This window comes from Clostridioides sp. ZZV14-6387, assembly GCF_020657835.1.
Lineage (GTDB): Bacteria > Bacillota > Clostridia > Peptostreptococcales > Peptostreptococcaceae > Clostridioides > Clostridioides difficile_A.
The window spans coordinates 1-21,294 of sequence record NZ_JAGWCW010000033.1; the positions used below are offsets into that span (position 1 = coordinate 1).

A 21,294-nucleotide genomic window follows, 5' to 3' on the forward strand; every position below is an offset into this window, starting at 1 on the left:
GAGGAAGTTAAGAATTTAAGTATAAGAGAATGGATTTGTCCTTGTTGTAATGTAACTCACGATAGAGATATAAATGCAAGTATAAATATACTAAAAGAAGGATTAAGACTAATAACAGTTTAAAATAGATAACTTATGTAAGAACCGTAGGAACTACGGGGATAGCCTGTGGAGAATTGGTAAGACATATTTTAGTATGCGAAATTCTATGAAACAGGAACCCTGTGACTTTAGTCATGGGAGGTTCAGGATGAGGGCGTAGCTACATTTAAAAAAGAAGTCATTTCAAATGGAAAGCTTATAACTTTACTTCATAATTTAAAGACGGCTAATAAGGCAAGTGTAAAGACTACAGGAAATGGAATAAAATCTTCATATTCATCACCTATAGGTATACATCCAACTAATTTCTATATAGAGAAAGGGGATAAATCTCTAGATGAAATTATGAATTATATAGGTGAAGGTTTGATGGTTACTAGTTTTGCAGGTCTTCATTCAGGTGCAAATTCAGTAACAGGAGATTTTTCTTTAGCAGCTAAAGGTTTTTATATTAAAGAAGGTAAAAAAGTATTTCCAGTAGAGCAAATTACAGTAGCAGGAAACTATTTTGACTTGTTGAAAGATATTGAAGTTATAGGGGATGATTTGGAATTTCCAATGAGTAGTATAGGTTCACCTTCAGTTGTTATTAAAGAACTATCAGTAGCAGGTAAGGATGAATAATTAAAAATAATTGTATAAGTAAAAAGCCATATTAAATAGAATAATTTTAGATGAAAAGGTTCATGTAGGTCTATTTAAAAAAGCAATAGAAAAGTATTGTAGATAAACTCAAAAGTTTAGTTATTCATCATTTTATTCATATATATAAAATTACTATCATACATTTTCTTGAAGGGAGTTGCTATTGATATGTATTATGTATATGTAAATGATATAAATATAGCAGTTTATGATTTAAATCCGAGTGCTAAAAAAACAGTACTTTTTATACATGGTTGGCCATTAGGACATAAGATATTTGAATATCAAACTAACATACTGCCAAAACTCGGATATAGAACAGTTTCAATTGATTTAAGGGGTTTTGGTAAATCTAGTGCAACATCAGGAGGATATACTTATAGCCAATTAGCAGATGATATTTATAAGGTAGTACATGCTATTGGATTAAAAGATTTTACTCTTGTTGGTTTTTCAATGGGAGGAGCAATTGTACTTAGATATATGAGCCTGTTTCATGGATATGGGGTATCAAAGTTGGCATTGTTTGCTGCTGCTGCACCATCATTTGTACAAAGACCTCCAGAGTTTCCATATGGCATGACACGTGAAGATGTTAATAAACTGATAGCTCAGGCATGTACTGATAGACCAGCAATGGTAAGCCATTTTGGAGAAAAAGTATTTGCATCAAATCCACCTGAAAGCTTTAGAAGGTGGTTTGACGATATTGGTTTTAGAGCATCAGGCATTGGTACAATTGCAACAGCAGTATCTTTAAGAGATGAAGAATTATTTAACGATTTAAAATGTGTAAGAGTGCCAACAGGTATCTTTCATGGAAAACTAGACCAGGTATGCCCATATGAGTTTGCAGTTTTTATGAATGAAAAAATAGAGAATTCAACTTTATATACTTTTGAGTATAGTGGCCATGCTATATTCTATGATGAACTCAAACTATTTAATCAGGAATTTTTACAGTTTTTAGAGGGATAGAAATATTTTAGAATATTTAAAATAAAGTAATATTATATAAAGTGGTATAGATGAAGTCTTATGTCACTTCATATACTATAGACAAATGGGGTTTTAGAACTATCACTAGTTCTGAGACCCTATTATTATATGTTCCTAAAGTTAAGTGTTATGTATATTATTTAGAAAAAATTTCTTTATAAATAATATTAATAAATATATAATCGAAAATAAAAATAGATATTTATCTGAATAAAGTATGTGCTCACTCATTTATTTGTATACCCTTGTATAGGACTGATATAGCTACTGATATAAGTATTATACCCATAAAAGCAGGAGAAGCATGACCAAATAATACATAGATTTGACCTCCAATAATAGGTCCAATTATTCTTGCTAAAGATTGAATTGACTGGCTACCTCCTTGAATTCTTCCTTGTTCACTAGAATCTACAGATTTGGATACCATGCCGTTAAATGAAGGTCCAAAGATTGAATCACCAAAGCCAAATATAAACATTCCAATAATAAAAAGAGGATAGAATGAGAATAAAGCTGATGTGGCTATAAAACAGTAACCTGTAATCTCTGAAACCATTCCTAGAATTACTATTTGTACATCACTAAATTTTAACAAAAGTTTTGGCATTATAAAGCCTTGTGAGATTATATCTTGTATACCCATAATTGAAAACATAAGTCCAATTAGTGTAGGTCCCCAACTAAAAGTATCTAATGTAAATTGAGAGAAGATAGCCTGCAAAGAGCCATTGGGTATCCAAAGTAAAAATCCTGATATAAGCAACCTTTTTAATGTCTTTATTGAAAGTACATTCGTGAGTTGCGTGAATGGGTTCAATCTCACCAATGTAATCTTCTTAAGTCTATTAGTTTTGTCAAGGCTCTCAGGCATATAAAAGAATCCATAGATAAAATTTAATAAAGTAATTGTAGCACCAAAATACATAGGTACAGAATAACCAAATCTTGCAAGTAATCCACCAATAGTGGGCCCTATAGCAGCACCTGCACCTGCAACTGCACTAACCCATCCAAAGTATTTTGTTCGTTGTTCTATAGGAGTGATATCTGCAAAATATGCGAAAATAGTACTTATACTACCTCCTGTTAGACCTTCTATTATACGTCCAACAAATAGTATCCATAGAGCTCCTCCTATACCAAAGACTAAGTATCCAATTGCAGAGCCTAAGAAGCATATTAAGAGTAAAGGGCGTCGACCATATCTGTCACTCAAAGCTCCAAGCCCAGGAGCAGCAAAAAATACACAGAATGCATAAATGGATGTAAGTAGAGTAACGACTATAGCTTGATTTTGGGGATTAGTTATATAAGGCTGTACTAAGAATGGCACAACAGGATTTATAATACTGAAGCCTATTCCACAAAGAAACACAGACATAAGACCAAATGTTAAAGCCTTTTTATTTAGAGTTTGTTCTGTGTTTTGTTTATTGTTTGATTTAAATTTGAACATTTAAATTCTCCTTTCAAAAGTTTATTTTGATTCCTTGGAAACATATTTATCGTATCATCGTTTTGTTTCTTTGTCAACAAAAAATGAAAATAAAAAAGCAACCTGTTCTCATTAGAGTCTGGTTGCCTGTAATTTTATTCATTTGAATTTATTCTGATTTAATATCTATATCAAGTTTTTTAATCTCTGCGTCCAAATGCTTATTATATTTTTCTACAAGGTTAATCATACTGTTAAGTTGTTCTTCTGTTACATTTTCAAATACAGTTTTATCTCTTTCTTGAAATTCTCTATGAAGTTCCTCATGAACCTTATTAATTGCTTTTCCTTGCTTCGTAAGCCTAAAATAGATTTCTTTTTTATTATCCTGTTTTTGATAACTTTCAATATAGCCTTTTTTCATGAGTTTTTTAGTTACTTTACTCATAGCTCCTCTAGTCATATAAAAAGATTCTGCAAGTTTTGTTACGTTGGAATCTGTATTTTTTGCAATGTATTCTATACAATGTACCTCAGAAGGTTTATAATCCTTAAGAGCTTCTTCCATCTTAGACTTATTAAGCCAAGCCAGTTTGTTAAATAAGTTCCTAAAGCCTGTTATGACTTGTTCTTCTTTATTCATGAACCGTCCTCCAATTCGTTGATGCATTAACAATATTATATTAAATTTTTGTTATTATTTCAACAACGTCAAAATAATCATACTAGAAATTAAATGATATATAAAAAAGACAGCATACACAGGCTTTTTGTAGAAAATAATACCAAATGATATAAAATATGATTTTTAAGATTTAAAACTTTTTTAAAAAGTGCTACAATAGACCAAATTATTAGTTTCTATATTCACTAAACAGGAGGTGATGGTATGAAAAAACATAATATTTTATTTATATCAACAGATGACAAAATAAATATAGATACATCAAAACAGTTAGAAAATATATTTGGAGAATTTTGTAATATAGATAACTTGGTCTATATAGATAGAATTGATATTGAAGTATTAAAGTATGAGCTTATAGTATGTTCAGATAATGAGATAAAAGAACATATACACAATAATATCGATAAAAATATACCTATTGTAATAATACATCGTACAATAAACATTGAAAATATAAACCAGATAATAAGTATAGAAAATGATTCTGAAGTTATGGTCATAGATGATTATAAAGAGTCAGCAGATGAAACAACCAAGATAATTAGAAAACTAGGCCTAATTCATATTAATCTAATACCATATTATCCAGGATGCAATAAGTCTAAATGTGAAATTGGGATTATTACAGGAAGTAGAAATAATGTACCACAAAATGTGAAGCAAATAATTGATATAGGGGATAAAATAATCGATATAAATACAGTCATAGAAATCTTTACAAAGCTGAACATATCTATAGATAAGTTACATATTATTAAAGAAAAATATAATGAAGATACAGTAAGTGGATATAGGTATTATACAACTATGAATAAAACTATGAAGAGTTTTTTGGAGATTATTGATGAAGGTATTGCTTCTATTGATAAGCTAGGAAAGTTTATATATTGCAATAAAGTATTTTCTAATCTAGTTGGGATAGACCAAAATGAGATTATATCTAATAATTTTATGGATTTATTTAGTGATAAAATTATTAAAAAAATATTTTTTCAAGAGGATGAAGTTAGTGATGAAGTAGTGAGTCTAAATAACAAAAAACTCATAATTAATAAAGTAAATGTGTATGAAAATAATGAACGTATAAAAAGTATTATAAGTATTAAAGATATAAGTGCAATTCAGATACTTGAGGATAAGATTCAAAATAAATTTCAGACAAAAGGCTTTGTATCAAAGTACACATTTGATAATGTTGTAGGCGAAAGTAAAATAATAAAAGAAAAGATTAATATTGCAAGAAAAATAGCATCTACAGATTTTTCTGTGTTGATACTTGGTGAAAATGGAACAGGAAAGGAAATATTTGCTCAAGCAATACACAATGAATCTCTAAGAAAAGATAAGCCCTTTGTTGCAGTAAATCTATCTTCTTTATCAGATACACTTATTGAAAGCGAACTTTTTGGTTATGAAGAGGGAAGTTTTACAGGAGCTATAAAAGGTGGGAAAATAGGGATATTTGAAAGAGCACATACAGGAACAATTTTTTTGGATGAGATAGGTGACATCTCTCTAGATGTACAACAAAGATTGTTAAGAGTCTTACAAGAAAAAGAAGTCATGAGAATGGGAGGAAGTAAAATTATACCTGTGGATGTTAGAATTATAGCTGCAACAAATAAGGATTTAAAGAAAAAAATCAAAGAAGGTTCTTTTAGAGAAGATTTGTATTATAGGATTAATGTATTGCATATAGAAATACCTAGGCTTAGAGAACGTAAGGAAGATATATCTCTTATAAGTAAGTATTTCTTGAATGAAATAAATAGTAATAAGTGTTTTACAGAAAAGTCGATGCAGGTATTAAAACTGTATGAGTGGCCAGGTAATGTAAGAGAACTTAAAAATTTGATTTATTATATAGACACCATAGTGGAGGAAGATAGGGTAGACTATGAGCATTTGCCAGAACAATTTAAATTTGAAAATAACAATACTCTAGTTAATGAAAATTTTGATTCAATTATACTAGATTTTAAACAATCAAATTTCTTTAGTGAGAGTATTTGTATATTGATGAGTATAGAAAATTGGAATAATAAAAATATATCCTTAGGAAGAAATAAATTACAAGAAATTTTAAAAGAAAGAAGTATAACATTAAGTGTAGACCAAATTAGAAAAAGAATAGATAAGTTAAAAAATCATGGATTACTATCATCTGGAGTAAAAAAACAAGGGAGCTTTATAACTGATGAAGGAAAGAACTTTATATCATATGTAAAATTTAAGGGGGAAATATAGGGGATTAAAAATGAAAAATCCCCTAAAAATCCCCTAAGATAATCTTAGATAAATAAAATTATTTCAAATATTGAGATAATTTAAAAAATATTGAATTAAAAATAAAAAATATTATTTCGAATAAACAGTAGTAAATCGTCATTTTACTACCGTTTTTATTTTTTGAAAAATTTAATGTGCAATTAAAACTTATATTTTGGCATATCAATTGCTATATAGTGAAAATATAAAAAAATTGTAAAATTTGGAGGATGTTGTTATGAAGTCAGCTTATAAAGGATACGAAGCTTATAGTTATTTAGAAAAGGGAAAAGATATCTCATCTATTGAGATGTGTAAAGGAGATAAGAGAGTAGAAGAGTATCTTATCGAGTTAGATGATGTTCAAGAAGCTAAAGTTAAAAGTATAGTAGATGAAAAAGTATTTATATCTCTACATGAACATCCAGTTTTATTCCCAGAACATTTAGAAAGAGATATATTTGAATACAACAGAGAAGGAAAACAAAGATGTGCCTATGAAGCATTGTCAAGAGGATATTATGATGCTATATTTGATAATTTAATGGATGGTGTGTGCACAATAACATCAAATGCTGGATGGAAATGGGATGATATACTAATTGATTTAGGTATGAGGTTATGTGATTTAGCACACCAAGATTTTGTTATAAAGTGTGAAAAAGTGGAAGACATATATAGAGCTAAAAGTGAAGGTAAAGTGGCATTGATACCAACACTAGAAGGAGCAGCACCAATAGAGAATGAACTTGATAGAATAGATATATTATATGGATTTGGTATAAGGTTAATGGGTATCACATACAGTGAATCCAATGCATTAGGCTCTGGATTAAAAGAAGAGAAAGATGGAGGTCTTACAAATTTTGGTAGAAAAGCTATTGAAAGAATGAATAAGATTGGTATGGCAATAGATTGTTCTCATGTTGGAGTACAAACAACACTTGATGTTATAGAGTATAGTAAAGACCCAATAATATTAAGTCATGTTGGAGCAAGAGGCTTATGGGATACGAAAAGATTGACTCCAGACGAAGTGTTAATAGCATGTGCTAAAAAAGGAGGAGTTATAGGTGTAGAAGCAGCACCTCATACTACGATAACTGAGAAAAATAAAGAACATTCAATAGATTCATTTATGGAGCATTTTGAGTATATCAAAAACTTAGTAGGAATAGACCATGTAGCATTTGGTCCAGATACAGTATATGGTGACCATGTAAAATTACACTCAGTATTAGCTGCTAAATTTGATATAAAAAAGATAACAGGTACAAAAGAACATCCTAAAGTAGAATATGTAAAAGGGCTTGAGAATCCAACTGAGACTTCAAAAAATATTGTTAGATATTTAGTAAAAAATGGGTACAGTGATGAGGAAATAGAAAAGGTACTAGGAGGAAATATACTTAGAGTGTTAAAGCAGGTGTGGAAATAAGTAAACAGAGTAGAAGTATTAATAAAAGTTGAGGATTTATAGGGAGGTTTTATAAATGGATTATTTAAAATTAGCTAATCATCCACTCTTGTGGATAGCAAGTACAGTAGCAGTATCAATAGTAGTGGTACAATCCCTTATATTTGCTATAAAGTCTTGTAAAGTTGGTAAAACAATGGGAATAACAGATAAACAAATAAAATCAGCTGTTAAAAGTAGTGCTATTTCAGCTATAGGACCTTCAATGACTATATTTGCTGGAATGGTATCGCTTATAGTTACAATGGGTGGACCTATAGCATGGATGAGATTATCGTTTATAGGTTCTGTAATTTTTGAATCTATGTCAGCAGGGTTTGGAACAGATGCGCTAGGTATAACTTTGGGTTCTCCTGAAATGACAGAATTGGCATTTACAAATGCAGTTTGGACTATGATACTTGGTTCTTTAGGATGGATAATATTCACGTTACTGTTTGGGCATAAATTGGATAAGATAACTAATGTTATATCTAGTGGAAAGAAATCATTTATACCAATAATATCTTTAGGAGCGATGCTAGGTTCATTTGCATATTTAAATGCTGATAGGGTGTTACGTTTTGATAATGGAACAATTGCATGTATAAGTGGGATGGCTATAATGATAATATTATGTATAATTGAAAAAAAGAAAAATATAAAATGGTTAAGAGAGTGGGGGCTTACAATATCAATGTTCAGTGGAATGATAATAGCTTCAGTAATATAAAGGGGGAAGTTTTATGAGTAAAGTAAAATCTATATACAATGAAGAGTACTTACCTTTTATGATAAGGTATGGAAGATTGACATTATCTTTAGGTATTATAGCAGCTTTGGTTCCTGGAATAATTTTGAGTTTTGGATTTGGTATTATGCCTCCAATATCAGCATTATTGGCAAGTACAATGGCAATTGTTAGCATGAGTGCTCCAAACTACATAATAGAGCCAGTTTCTTATTCGCCAATTTTAGGTATACCAGGAACTTATATGAGTTTTCTTTCTGGAAATATATCTAATATGAGACTACCATGTTCAATAGCAGCTCAAAAGGCAGCAGAAGTTGAATCAGGAACAGAAGAAGGTTCAATAATATCTACAATAGGTATAGCTATATCTATCTTAGTGAATATAAGTATATTAACTATAGGAGTAATTCTAGGAGGAAGTGTATTATCTAAGATTCCAGCTGAAGTAGTAGAAAAACTAAATTTAATATTACCAGCTTTATTTGGGTCAGTATTTGGACAAGTATTTTTACAAGATAAAAAATTAGGTATAGTAGCAATTGTAATATCTGTATTAACGATTACACTATCAAAGCAAGGTATAATACCACAATCTTTAGTAGTTCTTATATGTGTATTTGGGACTATATTAATTGCAAGAGCTATGTATAAAGATAAACTTAGTGATTAATAACATTTAAATGATAATAAATTCTTAAATATTATAATTCAGTTTTAATGTACAAAAAGTTACAGAAAAAATTACTTAAAAGTACAGTTTTAGGGAGGGAATATCTTGATATACGATTTAATCTTAAAAAATGGATTTATAGTAGATGGTACTGGAGATGTTGGTTTTTATGGAGATATAGCAATTAAAGACAATTTAATAGTTAAAATAGATTCTGAGATAAATGAAGAAACAAACAAAATAATTAATTGTCATGGAAAAGTTATAACTCCTGGATTTATTGACCCTCATGTTCATGAAGAGATAGTAGCAATACTAGATGGCAAATTTGAAAAATTCCTAAAACAAGGAGTTACAACAACTATAAATGGTAATTGTGGGCATTCTATAACACCATATTCTTCTGAAAATGTATATGAGTATATGTATAAAAACGGCTTATTACTTGAAGAAGAGAAAAAATATCTTATAGATAAAAATAAATATTGGAATAATTTTACAGAATATTGTGACCTTATATCTAAAAGTGGCATTTCTATTAATATGGGATTTTTATTGGGTCATGGAACTATAAGATGGAGTGTTATGGGAGGTTCTAAAGATAGACCACCTACAGAAGAAGAAAAAAAAGAAATTACAAATATAATAAATGATGGTATGAAAAGTGGGGCTTTTGGAATATCTACTGGATTGGCATATATTCCAAGTAAGTATGCTGATATCAATGAACTGGTTGATATCGCAAAGTTAATTAAAGAGCATGATGGTATATATACATCTCATATTAGAGATTATATAGGAAGATATAATGCAGTAAAAGAAACTATAGAGGTTGGTCAAAAAAGTGGGGCTAGAGTACAAGTATCTCACTTAAGCCCCGTTGAAATAGAAGCCTTTAATGAGATATTAAGAGCTAGATACAATGGCGTTGATATAATGGTTGATACAGTACCAAGAAGTTCTGGTCATTGTATGAAGAAGAAAAGAGTGATTCAATTTATTATGGCAATATCATCTAGCTTATTTGAGCTAGGTATGGATGGAGTAATGGATGCTCTTAAAAATGAAGAAGGAAGGGCACTTATATTAAAAGAGGCATTTATACTTGGAGATAGAGGAAGTATAATACTTCTAAACACTAAAGATACTGATATGGAAAAAAAATCAATACGTGAAATAGCCATTCAAAAATGTGTGGATGAAGATACATTATTACTTGATTTACTTTTATATGGAGATGAAGAGCTTATCTTTTGTTTAGGTGGGATGTATAGAGCTGATTTCCCAGATAAATTACATGATAATAAAATAATTGACAATCCATTTGTTATGGTTGGCTCAGATTGTTTGTTTAGTGTAGGTGGAGGTATGTCATGGTTTGAACTACAAAGAAGAGGAGCATTTCCAATTTTCTTCAATATGTATAGAAAATCAGGTGTAAGACTAGAAGAAATTGTAAGAAGAGTTACTTCATTACCAGCTAGACAATTTAAAATAAAAGATAGAGGTATCCTTGAAGAAGGAAAAATAGCTGATATAGTTGTTATTGATATAGAAAACTATAGTTATCCTAGGTCAGAAGAAGTCGATTTCTCAAAACCACAATTATTAGCTAAAGGTGTTGAATATGTAATTGTAAATGGTAAAATCTCATTGGAGGAGGGGAAGGTCACTGATATTCAATGTGGTGAAGTATTAAAAAAATAAATTCTTGAAAATAATAGGAATTTATAAATAAAATAAGTATCCAATAAGTAAAGACGAAGTGTGAAATTTATTTAAATAAAAATCATATTTCGTTTTTACTTTTAGTAATAAAATTTAATTTATTTTAATAATAGTGAAGATGAATATAAAAAATATACAAAAAATATTTTCATTATACAATGAAAAATTAATATTTTTAATCGTTAAATTATGTAGAAAAATTAGATAAATAAATAATTATATCGCTTTGGAAAAAATGTTTTATAAACAAAAAATGATAAAATTATAACGGCTATATAAAAACTACATTAAAGGAATAATTATATATTTTACGACTTAAAAGTCATAGAAACAATTGAAATTATGTTGTATATATTAAAATAATATAACATATAGTTAGAATTTTAGAGATATATTTATTAGTCATTAGTATATGTAAAATGTAGTATTTATTATAGTATGACAGTTGTTTGATGGAGAATAATTCTAACTGGTTAAGAAGGAGGATTGGTGAGTATTATATATTATGTTTATTGTAGGAATATAACATGTAAAGTTGCATTAGATTGAGTTGGAATTGTTTATATATATCTTATAAAGTTGATTGGAAATGATAAAAAAATAACTATAATTTAAGAATTAAAGAATTTTAATACTGACTTTATTCTACAAAATAAGTATTATTTTTATTTTAAGAAATTCTCATAAAGACAAAAATAAATTGTCAGAATAATCTTGACAGTCTAAAATCGTGACTGTATAATACAATTAAAAATCGGATTAATTACCTAGTTTACAGAAAATAAAAATAATGCTGAGGCAAACGTTTTATTTTTTTAGTAAGTAATCCTCCGCCACTCCTTAAATTAGAGCTTTTCTAATTTCAAAATGTATAACTAAAACTTCATAATTTAACTGTGCAATATTTATTAGGCTCTAACTTTTAAGGTTACTAATAATTTATTACATAGCTCCATACATTTGGCGGCAATGGCGGGAGCGATAAGGGGTAAGATATGGAAAATTACAAGTATGGATTTAACGACAAGCCAAAGCTTCTAACAGCAATACCGCTTAGTATGCAACATGTTTTTTCTGCTTTTGCGGGTACTATGTCTGGTGCTATTTTAGTAGCTGTTGGCATGGGTCTCTCACTAAGTGAGACTGCATTTTTGATTCAATGTTCGATGTTGATTGCAGGAGTGAGCACCATACTGCAATCTATGGGGATTGGGCCAATAGGGTCACGGTTACCAATTGTTACTGGTGGTAGTTTCACCTTTGTAGCACCATTAATTGCCTTAAGTACGAATAATGATGTCGGTATTGCTGGAGCTTTTGGGGCAGTACTTGTAGGAAGTTTAGTCTTAACTTTAGTAGGACCATATGCAGTAAAATATTTGCATAAATATTTTACACCTACAGTTACAGGAAGTGTTGTTTTAGCAGTTGGGTTATCACTTATGAGTTCTTCATTTGACTATGCAGTATCATTTGATGTTCATAGCCCTGATGTAGTTGCTAATTTTTCTTTGGCTATATTTACACTGTTATTGACACTAATTTTAAATCAATTTGGAAAAGGTTTTCTGAAAGTGGCATCCATAATAATTTCAATAGTGATAGGGTATATAGTAGCAGTGATATTTGGTATGGTTGACTTTTCTAGTATGGCACAAGCAAATTGGTTTGCGATGCCAAGACCTGTATTTTGGGGACTGGAGTTTAACTTAGGGGCTATTGTAACCATATGTACGATTCATATTGTGACAGTTATGGAGATAATAGGAGACACTACAGGTGTTGTCAGCTCTGTTGAAAATCGATTACCTACACAAAAAGAATTGATGAGAGCAGTAAGAGCAGATGGAGTTGGAAGTTGCTTTGCAGCTTTGTTCAACGGGCTTCCAGTTATATCAGGTAGCCCAAACATAGGCATAATCTGTATGACAGGTGTTGCAAGTAGGTATATAGTAGCACTTGGAGGAGTAATAATAGGGATTTTAGCATTTTTTCCAAAGTTTGCACAAATATTAGCTTTAACGCCAAATCCAGTTATTGGAGGAACATTAGTTATGATGTTTGGAACAATTGCATCATCAGGTATTAAAGTTATTGGTATGGGTAAAATGACAAATCGTAACATAACAATTTTAGCAGTTTCATTAGGTATTGGTATGGGTGGTTATTTTAATCAAGCTGCATTAGCATTTTTACCAAGTATAGTAGTCACTTTAATGACTGGTATATCTGGAACAGCTTTATTATCTTTAATACTAAATATCATATTACCTAAGGAAAAGGAAGATGTAGTTGAGAGTGAAGTAAGTTGTAAAGCTTAGAGAACGTAATTCTAAAGGATATCCAAGAAGGAGCGCCTTGCTTCTATTTTTTTTACCAAAAATAGGATTGAACTTTGAAGGAAACCCAATAGCTTATAAATACAATCTGAAAGGATATCCAAGAAGGAGCGCCTTGCTTCTATTTTTTTTACCCAAAAACCTTAAAAACTTGAATAATCAAAAGATATGATACTCATTTTAATAAAAGTATAATCTGAAAGGATATCCAAGAGGAGCGCCTTGCTCCTCTTTTTTTATCAGTAATTAGAGGATTTTGTGTAAAAAAGAGTTGAAAAAAGAGCTTAAATAATACAGACAAAGTAATTAAATTTAAAATTTCATAGAGATATACATAATTAAATTCTGTAGGTGGAAGGTGAAGGTTATGGAGGTTATTGAACTTGATATAAATGGCACAGTGAAAGAGGTAGCCATAGAAAATAAGTGGACTTTACTTTATGTCTTAAGAGAAAAATTAAATCTAACTGGAAGTAAATGTGGATGTAGTACAGGTGATTGTGGAGCTTGTAAAATAATTTTAAATGGAGAAGCAGTGAATTCATGTCTGATTTTAGCAAAAAACGCAGTGGGTAAAAAAATCATGACAATTGAAGGGTTATCAGATGGAATCAATATACATCCAATCCAACAAGCCTTTATTGATTGTGGAGCTGTACAATGTGGATATTGTACTCCAGGTATGATAATGTCAGCAAAAGCTTTGTTGGATAAAAATCCAAATCCTTCTGAAATGGATGTTAGAAAGTCCATAGATAATAATCTTTGTAGATGTACAGGATATGTAAAAATTGTCGAGGCTATACTTTTATCAGCAAAAAGAATGGGAGGTGTAGCATTTGAGTAGTGAACTGAATGTTATAGGTGAAAGAGTTCCAATAAGGGATGCTGTGCTTAAAGCTACTGGTCAACTTAAATACACTGCAGATATGAAAATCCCCAATATGCTATATGCTAAGGTATTATTTAGCCCTGTGGCACATGCAAAAATTAAGAGAATAGATACATCAAAAGCAGAAAAATTAGAAGGAGTAAAAGCTATAGCTACATATAAAAATTCACCAAGAATAGCTTTTAACAGCGCAATGAGGTTTTATGAACATGAATTGCCTGAAGTTGAATACATTTTTGATGATATTGTTCGTTTTGTGGGGGATAAGGTCGCAGCTGTTGCAGCCGAAGATTTAAAAACAGCTGAAAAAGCACTGAAACTTATTGAAGTTGAGTATGAAGAATTGCCTTCAGTATTCGACCCAGAAGAAGCAATAAAAGAAAATGCATATCCAATACATAAAGATGGTAATAAACTTACAGAAAATGTGCAGGAATGTGGAAATGTAGAAGAAGCTATGAAAAAAGCTGATTACATCTTTGAAGATAAATATAAACTTCCAGCTATACATCATGGAGCTATAGAAACTCATGTTGCTATTGCAGACTATGATTATAGTGGAAAACTTACAGTCTATAGTCCCAATCAAAATACTTTTGCTTTTAGAGTAATATTATCTAAAATATTTGAATTGCCAATGAATAAAGTAAGATTGGTAAGCCCAGCTATTGGTGGCGCTTTTGGAGGAAAATTGGAAATTACTATTGAGCCAATAGTAGCTTTACTGGCAAAGTTATCAGGCAGACCAGTAAAACTAGAGCTTAATAGGAGAGAAACTATGGCTTCAACAAGAACTAGACATGGTGCAGTTGTATATCTAAAAACAGGTGCTATGAAAGATGGGCAAATTATAGCGCAAGATATGAAAGTTATTACAAATACAGGAGCATACACATCAAGTGCTCTAAATGTAATAGGAGCTATGAGTCATAAAGTATTTAAATCATATAAGATTGAAAATATGAGATATACTGGGATACCAGTGTATACGAATACTCCAATTGCAGGAGCTATGAGAGGATATGGTTCTCCACAAGCTTTCTTTGCTCAACAATCACAACTAAATAAGATTGCGAAGAAACTCAACATGGATATTTTAGATTTACAACTTAAGAACTTAGTTGAGCCTGATGGAATAGACCAGAGATTTAAAAGTCCTCATGGAAATCCAAGACCAATAGACTGTATAAAGAAAGGAATGGAAATGTTTGAATGGAAAAAACAAATTAAACAGCAAAATAGTTCAAGCGGGAGATTCTTAATCGGCATAGGTATGGCAGTTGGTTCACATGGAAATGGATGCTTTGGAGCACATAGAGACATGACAGCTTTGATGCTTAAGATGAATGAAGATGGTTCAGCTGTATTATATACAGGTACTCATGATATGGGAAATGCATCTGTAAGTGTTCAAGTGCAGATTATATCTGAAATACTTGGAATAAGCCAAGAAAAAATAGAGTGTATACAAGCAGATACAGAAGCATCACCATGGAATCTAGGTGACTATGCAAGTAGAGGAGTATTCGTATCTGGAAATGCAGCTTTAAAAGTTGCTAACTCAGTAAAAAAACAACTATTAAAAGAAGCATCACAACTTCTAGAAGAGGATGAAGAATGGATAGAATTAAAAAATGACAGAGTTTATTCTATTAAAAATACTGATAAAAATGCTACATTGTGTGATGTTATGATACATGCACAAAAAGTAAATTTAAGGGAAATTATTGGAGTTGAGATATTTTCTTCAGACACTGGTGCAAGTTCATATGGTGCACATTTTGCTAAAGTTGAAGTTGATACAAAATTAGGAGATGTAAAGGTACTTGAATATGTAGCAGTACATGATGTAGGAAAAGCACTAAATCCAATGTCTATAGAAGGTCAGATTGAAGGGGCAATTCAGATGGGAATAGGATATGCTTTGACGGAGGAACTTGAATTTGATGATAGAGGAAGAATAAAGACTAATTCATTTCGCTCATACCATATGATAAAAGCAAGTGAAATGCCTAAGATAAAAGTAGGCATGATAGAATGTGGAGAACCTGGTGGTCCGTTTGGAGCTAAGAGTATAGGAGAATGTTCAGTAGTACCTTCAGCACCAGCAGTGTCAAATGCTGTGGCTAATGCACTAAAGTGTGACTTTTATAGTTTGCCATTAAAGAAAAATACTTTATTAGAAAATATAAGTATTTAATCTTGTCTTATAAAAAATAAGAAACCATTTAAGATGTTTTAGAGATTGTAGTAAGACACTTTTTTCTAGCTGTAAATATAAATTATGTGAATGTAAAGGGTGTGGTGGTTGTGGATTTAAGATTTAGAGATAAGGTTGTTGTGATAACAGGAGCGGGTCAAGGATTAGGGGCAGGTTTTGCTTTAGATTTTGGTATAGAAGGGGCAATTGTAGTTTTGATTGGAAGAACTAAAAGTAAGTTGGATAATATTGCAGATAAAATCATCAAATCTGGTGGTAGAGCATTCGTTTCAGTTTGTGATGTAAGTAAATCCAAAGAAGTAGATAATTGCTTTAAGAACTTAATAGAAAAGTTTGGGACTGTAGATATCTTGATTAATAATGTCGCTACTCATAAATCATGTCCAGTAATTGATACTACTGCTGAAGAATGGGATGCTCAGATAAAGACAAATTTGAGTGGAACTTTCTATTGTACGAAAGCTGTTCTAAAAGCAATGATAGATAAAAGATATGGAAAAATAATAAATATTAGTTCTACAGCAGCAAAGCACTTTTTCCCAGGGTTTGGTGCATATTCAGCTTCTAAAGGAGGTGTGGTAAGTTTTACTCAAACTTTATCTGAAGAAGTAAAAGAATATGGAATTAATGTAAATGCAATATATCTAGGAATGACAAATACAGAATATACAAGAAAACGATTTGACTCTGATGATGCAGTTACAATACCACTTGAAGAAATGTTGCAAGTAGAAGAAGTATCAAAGGTCGTAACTTTTTTAGCATCTGATGAAGCTAGTCCAATAATGGGAGCTGCGATTGATGTCTGTGGAAAAAAAGCATAAATAAAATATATTGAGAGGTATGAAAATGATAAGTTTAAATAAAAAGGCGATGGTAGTAGTAAGAGAAATATTGGAAGATGCAGAATCATTAGGGTGTGAAGTCATCAAGACAGATTGTGGAGCAACCATAATTGATATGGGTTTAAATTGTAGTGGAAGTTGGAAAGCAGGTGTTTTATTTACTAGAGTTTCTATAGGTGATTTGGGGATAGTAACATTGGGAGATTTTAAACTAAATGAAGAATACTCTTTTTCATCTGTTGAAGTATTCATAGATAAGCCTTTAATTGCATGTATGGGTTCACAGATTGCTGGATGGAAACTCGGCGAAGGAGAGTTTGCGACTATAGGGTCAGGTCCAGCAAGGGCTTTAGCAAGAGTTAAATCAGATTGGTATTTTGAAATGACTCCATACAAAGATGATTATCATGAGGCAGTCTTGTGCATTCAAGATATAAAATATCCTGATGAAAAAACTATTTTAGAAGTTGCAAATGCTTGTAAAGTAAAACCAGAAGACACATATATATTGATTTCACCTAGTACGTGTATTGTAGCATCAATGCAAGTATCAGCAAGAATCATTGAGCAAGTATGCCATAAAATGTTTGAAAAAAACTTTGATGCAGGTCAAATTGTACTTGCAAGAGGAAAAGCACCAATAGCACCAATAGTAAAAGACGAAATTAAGACTATGGGAAGAATCAATGATGCATTAATTTATGGTAGTGAAACTGAGTTTTGGGTAGATTCAACTGACACTGCTATTGCAAAAACTATACATCAATTGGCGGGGAAAACGTCATCTCCAAATTATGGAGAATTATTTGAGGATGTATTTGAAAAAGCAGGAAGAGATTTTTTCTATGTAGACCATGATGTACATTCGATTGGCAAAATACAGATACACAATATAAATACTGGAAAATCATTTTCATCAGGAGAGATAAATTATTCAGCTCTTGAAAGAAGTTTCTTAAAATAAATGATTTAAATTCTATTAATTTAGGGGGAGACAAAATGGTGTTAGATAAAACAAGATTAGAAAAATTATACCGTGATATGGTTATGATTCGAAGATTTGAAGAAGTAATAGAAGAGTATGCTGCAAATGGTACCATACCAGGATTTGTTCATTTAAGTATAGGTCAGGAGGCTTGTCAAGCAGGTATAGTAGATGCACTTAGAAAAACAGATTATAAATTTCCAGACCATAGAGGGCATGGGACTATAGCACTTTGTGGAACCGACCCAAAACTTGTAATGGCTGAAATATTTGCTAAAGCTACAGGTATAAATGGTGGCAGAGGTGGTTCAATGCATATAAATGATATTGAATGTAGAAATATGGGATTCAATGGAATACAAGGTTCTACTATGGTAACTTGCTTAGGCACAGCTTTTGCATCTGTATATAAAGAAACTGACGATGTAACAGCAGTATTTTTAGGAGATGGTACTTTAGGAGAAGGTACTTGTCATGAAAGTCTTAATATGTCAGCTACATGGAAACTACCAATAATATACTGTTTGCTTAATAATCAGTATGCTATATCTACACACTATACAGATTCTCATCCTCAAAAAGAACTAAAAACATGGGGGGAAGGATACGAGATTCCAAGTTATAGAGTGGATGGGAATGATGTAGAAGCAGTAATTGAGATAGTAGAAAAAGCAGCAGATAGAGCAAGAAAAGGTGAAGGTCCAACATTAATAGAGTTTCTTACTTATCGTTGGCAAGGTCATTTTGCAGGAGACCCAGCAGCATATAGACCTGAAGAGGAAGTTAAGTATTGGAAAGACAGAGACCCAATAAAACTAACTAGAAAAGTACTTATTGAGAGAGAAGGTATGTCAGAAGATATACTTAAAGATATTGAAGAAGAAATAGAGGCTGATGTTCAAGAAATGCTAAGATTCTCATTGGAGAGTCCATCACCAGATGTTAAAGATGCAGTTACACACACATATGTTGATAGAGAGGTGGAAATAAGATAATGGGAAGAAAACTTTCGTATGGAATGGCAATAAATGAAGCACTTCATCAAGCCATGGAAAATGATGATAGAGTTTTTATATTAGGTGAAGATGTTGCTAAGATGGGTGGAGATTTTGGAATTACTAAAGGAATAATGGCTAAATGGCCAAATAGAATCAAGGATACAGCTTTATCAGAGTCAGCTATATTAGGATTATCAAACGGAGCAGCTCTTTGTGGATTAAGACCTGTACCTGAGATAATGTTTGCAGATTTTTTAGGTGTTTGTTTTGACCAACTTGTAAATAATGCAGCAAAACTTAACTTTATGTTTCAAGGGAAAGCTCATTGTCCAATTACTGTTCGTGCAGTGCAGGGAGCTGGTATACGTTGTGCATATCATCACTCAGTTTGTGCAGAATCATGGTTTATGAATACTCCTGGACTTGTAGTGGTTTCACCAACAACACCTTATGAAGCTAAGGGAATGTTATTATCAGCTATAAAGAACGATAATCCAGTATTGTTTTTGGAACATAAAATGCTATATAACGTTAAGGGTGAAGTCCCAGTTGAACCATATGAGATACCTTTATATGAAGCTGAGATTGAGAGAGTTGGCAGTGATGTTACAATAGTGGCTACACAAATGATGTTAGGTCTAGCACATAAAGCAGCAAATGAACTTCAAAAAGAAGGAATTAGTGTAGAGATAATCGACCTTAGAACTGTTTTTCCTTATGACAAAAAAACTATAGTAGAATCAGTAGCAAAAACTAGCAGATTAGTTATTGCTCAAGAAGGACCAAGAGTAGGAGGATGGGCAGCTGAAATATCTGCAATGATAAATGAAGATGTATTTGAGTATCTAAGTGCACCAATAAAAAGAGTTACATCAATTGATGCTCCAGTAGCATATGCACCAGTTTTAGAGGATTTTGTTTTGCCAAAACTAGAAAACCTAATTAAAGCCTGTAGAGAAGTTATGCAATATTAATCAAGGGGGGATAAGTCATGATTACAGAGGTTAAAATGCCAAAGTTTGGTCTTTCTATGGAAGATGGGACAATTGGTACATGGTTGATTGAAGAAGGTACCATTGTAAATAAAGGCGATGAACTTTTAGAAATTGAAACTGATAAGATAACTAATACAGTTGAAGCAACAGAAGATGGAGTACTAAGAAAGATACTGTTTGAAGAGGGAGAAGTTGTAAATTGTGGAGAAATAATCTGTATAATTGCAGATGCAAATGAAGATATTAGTGGACTTAATCCAACAGTTAAAACAAATATAGAGAAAGAAGAAGATACTCCAAGCTTAGAGCAGATAATAGAGGTAAAAAATTTGGAGATAGAAAAGAGAATAACTCCAAGAGCTAAAAAAATAGCTGAAGAAAAAGGCATTGACTATTCAAACATAGAAGGTACAGGAATACATGGAGCAATAACAATTGATGATTTGAAAAACTTCATGAATAAAAATCTAGAAGAAAAGGTAATTGAAACTAATCAAAGTGAAGTAGTTGAAAAAGGAGTACGGCAAGATGCTACATCTATTCCTCAAATTAAGAGCGCTAAGACAACTATAAGGGAAAATGATGTGGTAACTAAAATGACTCAAATGCAAAATATAATAGCAAAAAAAATGCACGAAAGTTTGTTGACAACAGCTCAAACTACGATTGCTACTGAACTAGAAATTACAAATCTAACTAAAGTATATAAAAGTTTAAAAGAAAAATATAAAAATGCAGGTATTAAACTGAGTTATACAGCTCTTATAATAAAAGCTGTAGCTCAAGCTCTTGAAAATCATCCTAAACTTAGAACACAAGTGTTTGATGAAAATCATTTTAAAATAAATGATGAGATTAATGTAGGTGTGGCTGTAGACATTCCAAACGGATTAGTAGTACCTGTAATAAAGAATGCAAACTTGAAAGACTTAAGAACAATATGTATAGAACTAAGTGATTTAAGTGAAAAGGCTAAAAATAATCAATTAAATCAAGATGAGATGAGTAATGGAACTATTACTATAACCAATTTAGGTATGTTTGGAATAACATACTTTACTCCAGTATTAAATACACCAGAAAGTGCAATTTTAGGGATTGGAAGTATAATAGAAAAAGTTCTTGTTAAAGAGGGTGCATTTTATGCTGGTTCTGTAATGAATATGAGCTTGACCCATGACCATCGAGTGGTAGATGGAGCTCCTGGAGCACGCTTTCTTCAAGAAGTTACTCAAAATCTCTTAGATTTTAGATGGATGTAAAATAATATT

General features: G+C 31.3%; 17 protein-coding genes and 1 pseudogene. 16 read left to right on the top strand and 2 right to left on the bottom strand.

Going from position 1 to position 21,294, the window contains the following annotated elements:
- From KGF38_RS16935 to KGF38_RS16945, 3 genes and pseudogenes are all read left to right on the top strand, one after another.
- On the top strand, positions 1-123 hold a 123-nt coding region (locus KGF38_RS16935; protein WP_227832545.1), incomplete at its 5' end, for a transposase.
- Between the two features lie 132 nt (positions 124-255).
- Positions 256-726: pseudogene (locus KGF38_RS16940) on the top strand (metallopeptidase TldD-related protein); the annotation flags it as partial.
- A 189-nt stretch (positions 727-915) separates the two neighbouring features.
- Entirely contained in the window at positions 916-1,725 is an 810-nt protein-coding gene (locus tag KGF38_RS16945) for an alpha/beta fold hydrolase (RefSeq protein ID WP_054271459.1), read from the top strand.
- A 244-nt stretch (positions 1,726-1,969) separates the two neighbouring features.
- Here the strand turns inward: KGF38_RS16945 and KGF38_RS16950 are convergent, their stop codons facing one another.
- Together KGF38_RS16950 and KGF38_RS16955 are read right to left on the bottom strand one after the other, a co-directional pair.
- Complete coding sequence (locus tag KGF38_RS16950) at positions 1,970-3,205, bottom strand: MFS transporter (protein WP_074179784.1); 1,236 nt, start codon at positions 3,203-3,205, stop codon at positions 1,970-1,972.
- A gap of 148 nt (positions 3,206-3,353) precedes the next feature.
- Positions 3,354-3,827 (bottom strand): MarR family transcriptional regulator, encoded by a 474-nt coding sequence (locus KGF38_RS16955; protein ID WP_074179783.1) that lies wholly within the window; start codon positions 3,825-3,827, stop codon positions 3,354-3,356.
- Between the two features lie 246 nt (positions 3,828-4,073).
- On the opposite strand from KGF38_RS16955, the gene KGF38_RS16960 reads away from it, so the two are divergent.
- The 13 genes from KGF38_RS16960 (at position 4,074) to KGF38_RS17020 (ending at position 21,285) form a co-directional block, all read left to right on the top strand.
- Positions 4,074-6,119 (top strand): sigma-54 interaction domain-containing protein, encoded by a 2,046-nt coding sequence (locus KGF38_RS16960; RefSeq protein WP_074179782.1) that lies wholly within the window; start codon positions 4,074-4,076, stop codon positions 6,117-6,119.
- A gap of 259 nt (positions 6,120-6,378) precedes the next feature.
- On the top strand, positions 6,379-7,578 hold the full coding sequence (locus KGF38_RS16965) for a dipeptidase (RefSeq protein ID WP_054271455.1): 1,200 nt from the start codon (positions 6,379-6,381) through the stop codon (positions 7,576-7,578).
- A 55-nt stretch (positions 7,579-7,633) separates the two neighbouring features.
- The gene (locus KGF38_RS16970; RefSeq protein ID WP_074179781.1) at positions 7,634-8,329 is read left to right on the top strand and encodes a DUF5058 family protein; all 696 of its coding nucleotides are present in this window, start codon (positions 7,634-7,636) and stop codon (positions 8,327-8,329) included.
- Positions 8,330-8,342: 13 nt separating this feature from the next.
- On the top strand, positions 8,343-9,020 hold the full coding sequence (locus KGF38_RS16975) for a hypothetical protein (protein WP_074179780.1): 678 nt from the start codon (positions 8,343-8,345) through the stop codon (positions 9,018-9,020).
- 105 nt (positions 9,021-9,125) lie between these two features.
- On the top strand, positions 9,126-10,727 hold the full coding sequence (locus KGF38_RS16980) for an N-acyl-D-amino-acid deacylase family protein (protein ID WP_074179779.1): 1,602 nt from the start codon (positions 9,126-9,128) through the stop codon (positions 10,725-10,727).
- 1,016 nt (positions 10,728-11,743) lie between these two features.
- A complete protein-coding gene (locus KGF38_RS16985; protein WP_054271451.1) occupies positions 11,744-13,069 on the top strand; it encodes a uracil-xanthine permease family protein in 1,326 nt (441 codons plus the stop codon).
- 385 nt (positions 13,070-13,454) lie between these two features.
- Complete coding sequence (locus tag KGF38_RS16990) at positions 13,455-13,934, top strand: (2Fe-2S)-binding protein (protein ID WP_054277445.1); 480 nt, start codon at positions 13,455-13,457, stop codon at positions 13,932-13,934.
- Complete coding sequence (locus KGF38_RS16995; RefSeq protein WP_074179778.1) at positions 13,927-16,179, top strand: xanthine dehydrogenase family protein molybdopterin-binding subunit; 2,253 nt, start codon at positions 13,927-13,929, stop codon at positions 16,177-16,179. The genes KGF38_RS16990 and KGF38_RS16995 overlap by 8 nt, the downstream gene beginning before the upstream one ends.
- 110 nt (positions 16,180-16,289) lie before the next feature.
- Entirely contained in the window at positions 16,290-17,024 is a 735-nt protein-coding gene (locus tag KGF38_RS17000) for an SDR family oxidoreductase (protein ID WP_074179777.1), read from the top strand.
- Between the two features lie 25 nt (positions 17,025-17,049).
- The gene (mch, locus tag KGF38_RS17005) at positions 17,050-18,009 is read left to right on the top strand and encodes a methenyltetrahydromethanopterin cyclohydrolase (protein ID WP_054271447.1); all 960 of its coding nucleotides are present in this window, start codon (positions 17,050-17,052) and stop codon (positions 18,007-18,009) included.
- Between the two features lie 35 nt (positions 18,010-18,044).
- On the top strand, positions 18,045-19,025 hold the full coding sequence (locus KGF38_RS17010) for a thiamine pyrophosphate-dependent dehydrogenase E1 component subunit alpha (RefSeq protein ID WP_074179776.1): 981 nt from the start codon (positions 18,045-18,047) through the stop codon (positions 19,023-19,025).
- Complete coding sequence (locus tag KGF38_RS17015) at positions 19,025-20,002, top strand: alpha-ketoacid dehydrogenase subunit beta (protein WP_054271445.1); 978 nt, start codon at positions 19,025-19,027, stop codon at positions 20,000-20,002. The genes KGF38_RS17010 and KGF38_RS17015 overlap by 1 nt, the downstream gene beginning before the upstream one ends.
- A 17-nt stretch (positions 20,003-20,019) precedes the next feature.
- Entirely contained in the window at positions 20,020-21,285 is a 1,266-nt protein-coding gene (locus tag KGF38_RS17020) for a dihydrolipoamide acetyltransferase family protein (RefSeq protein WP_074179775.1), read from the top strand.
- The last annotated feature ends 9 nt before the right edge of the window (positions 21,286-21,294 follow it).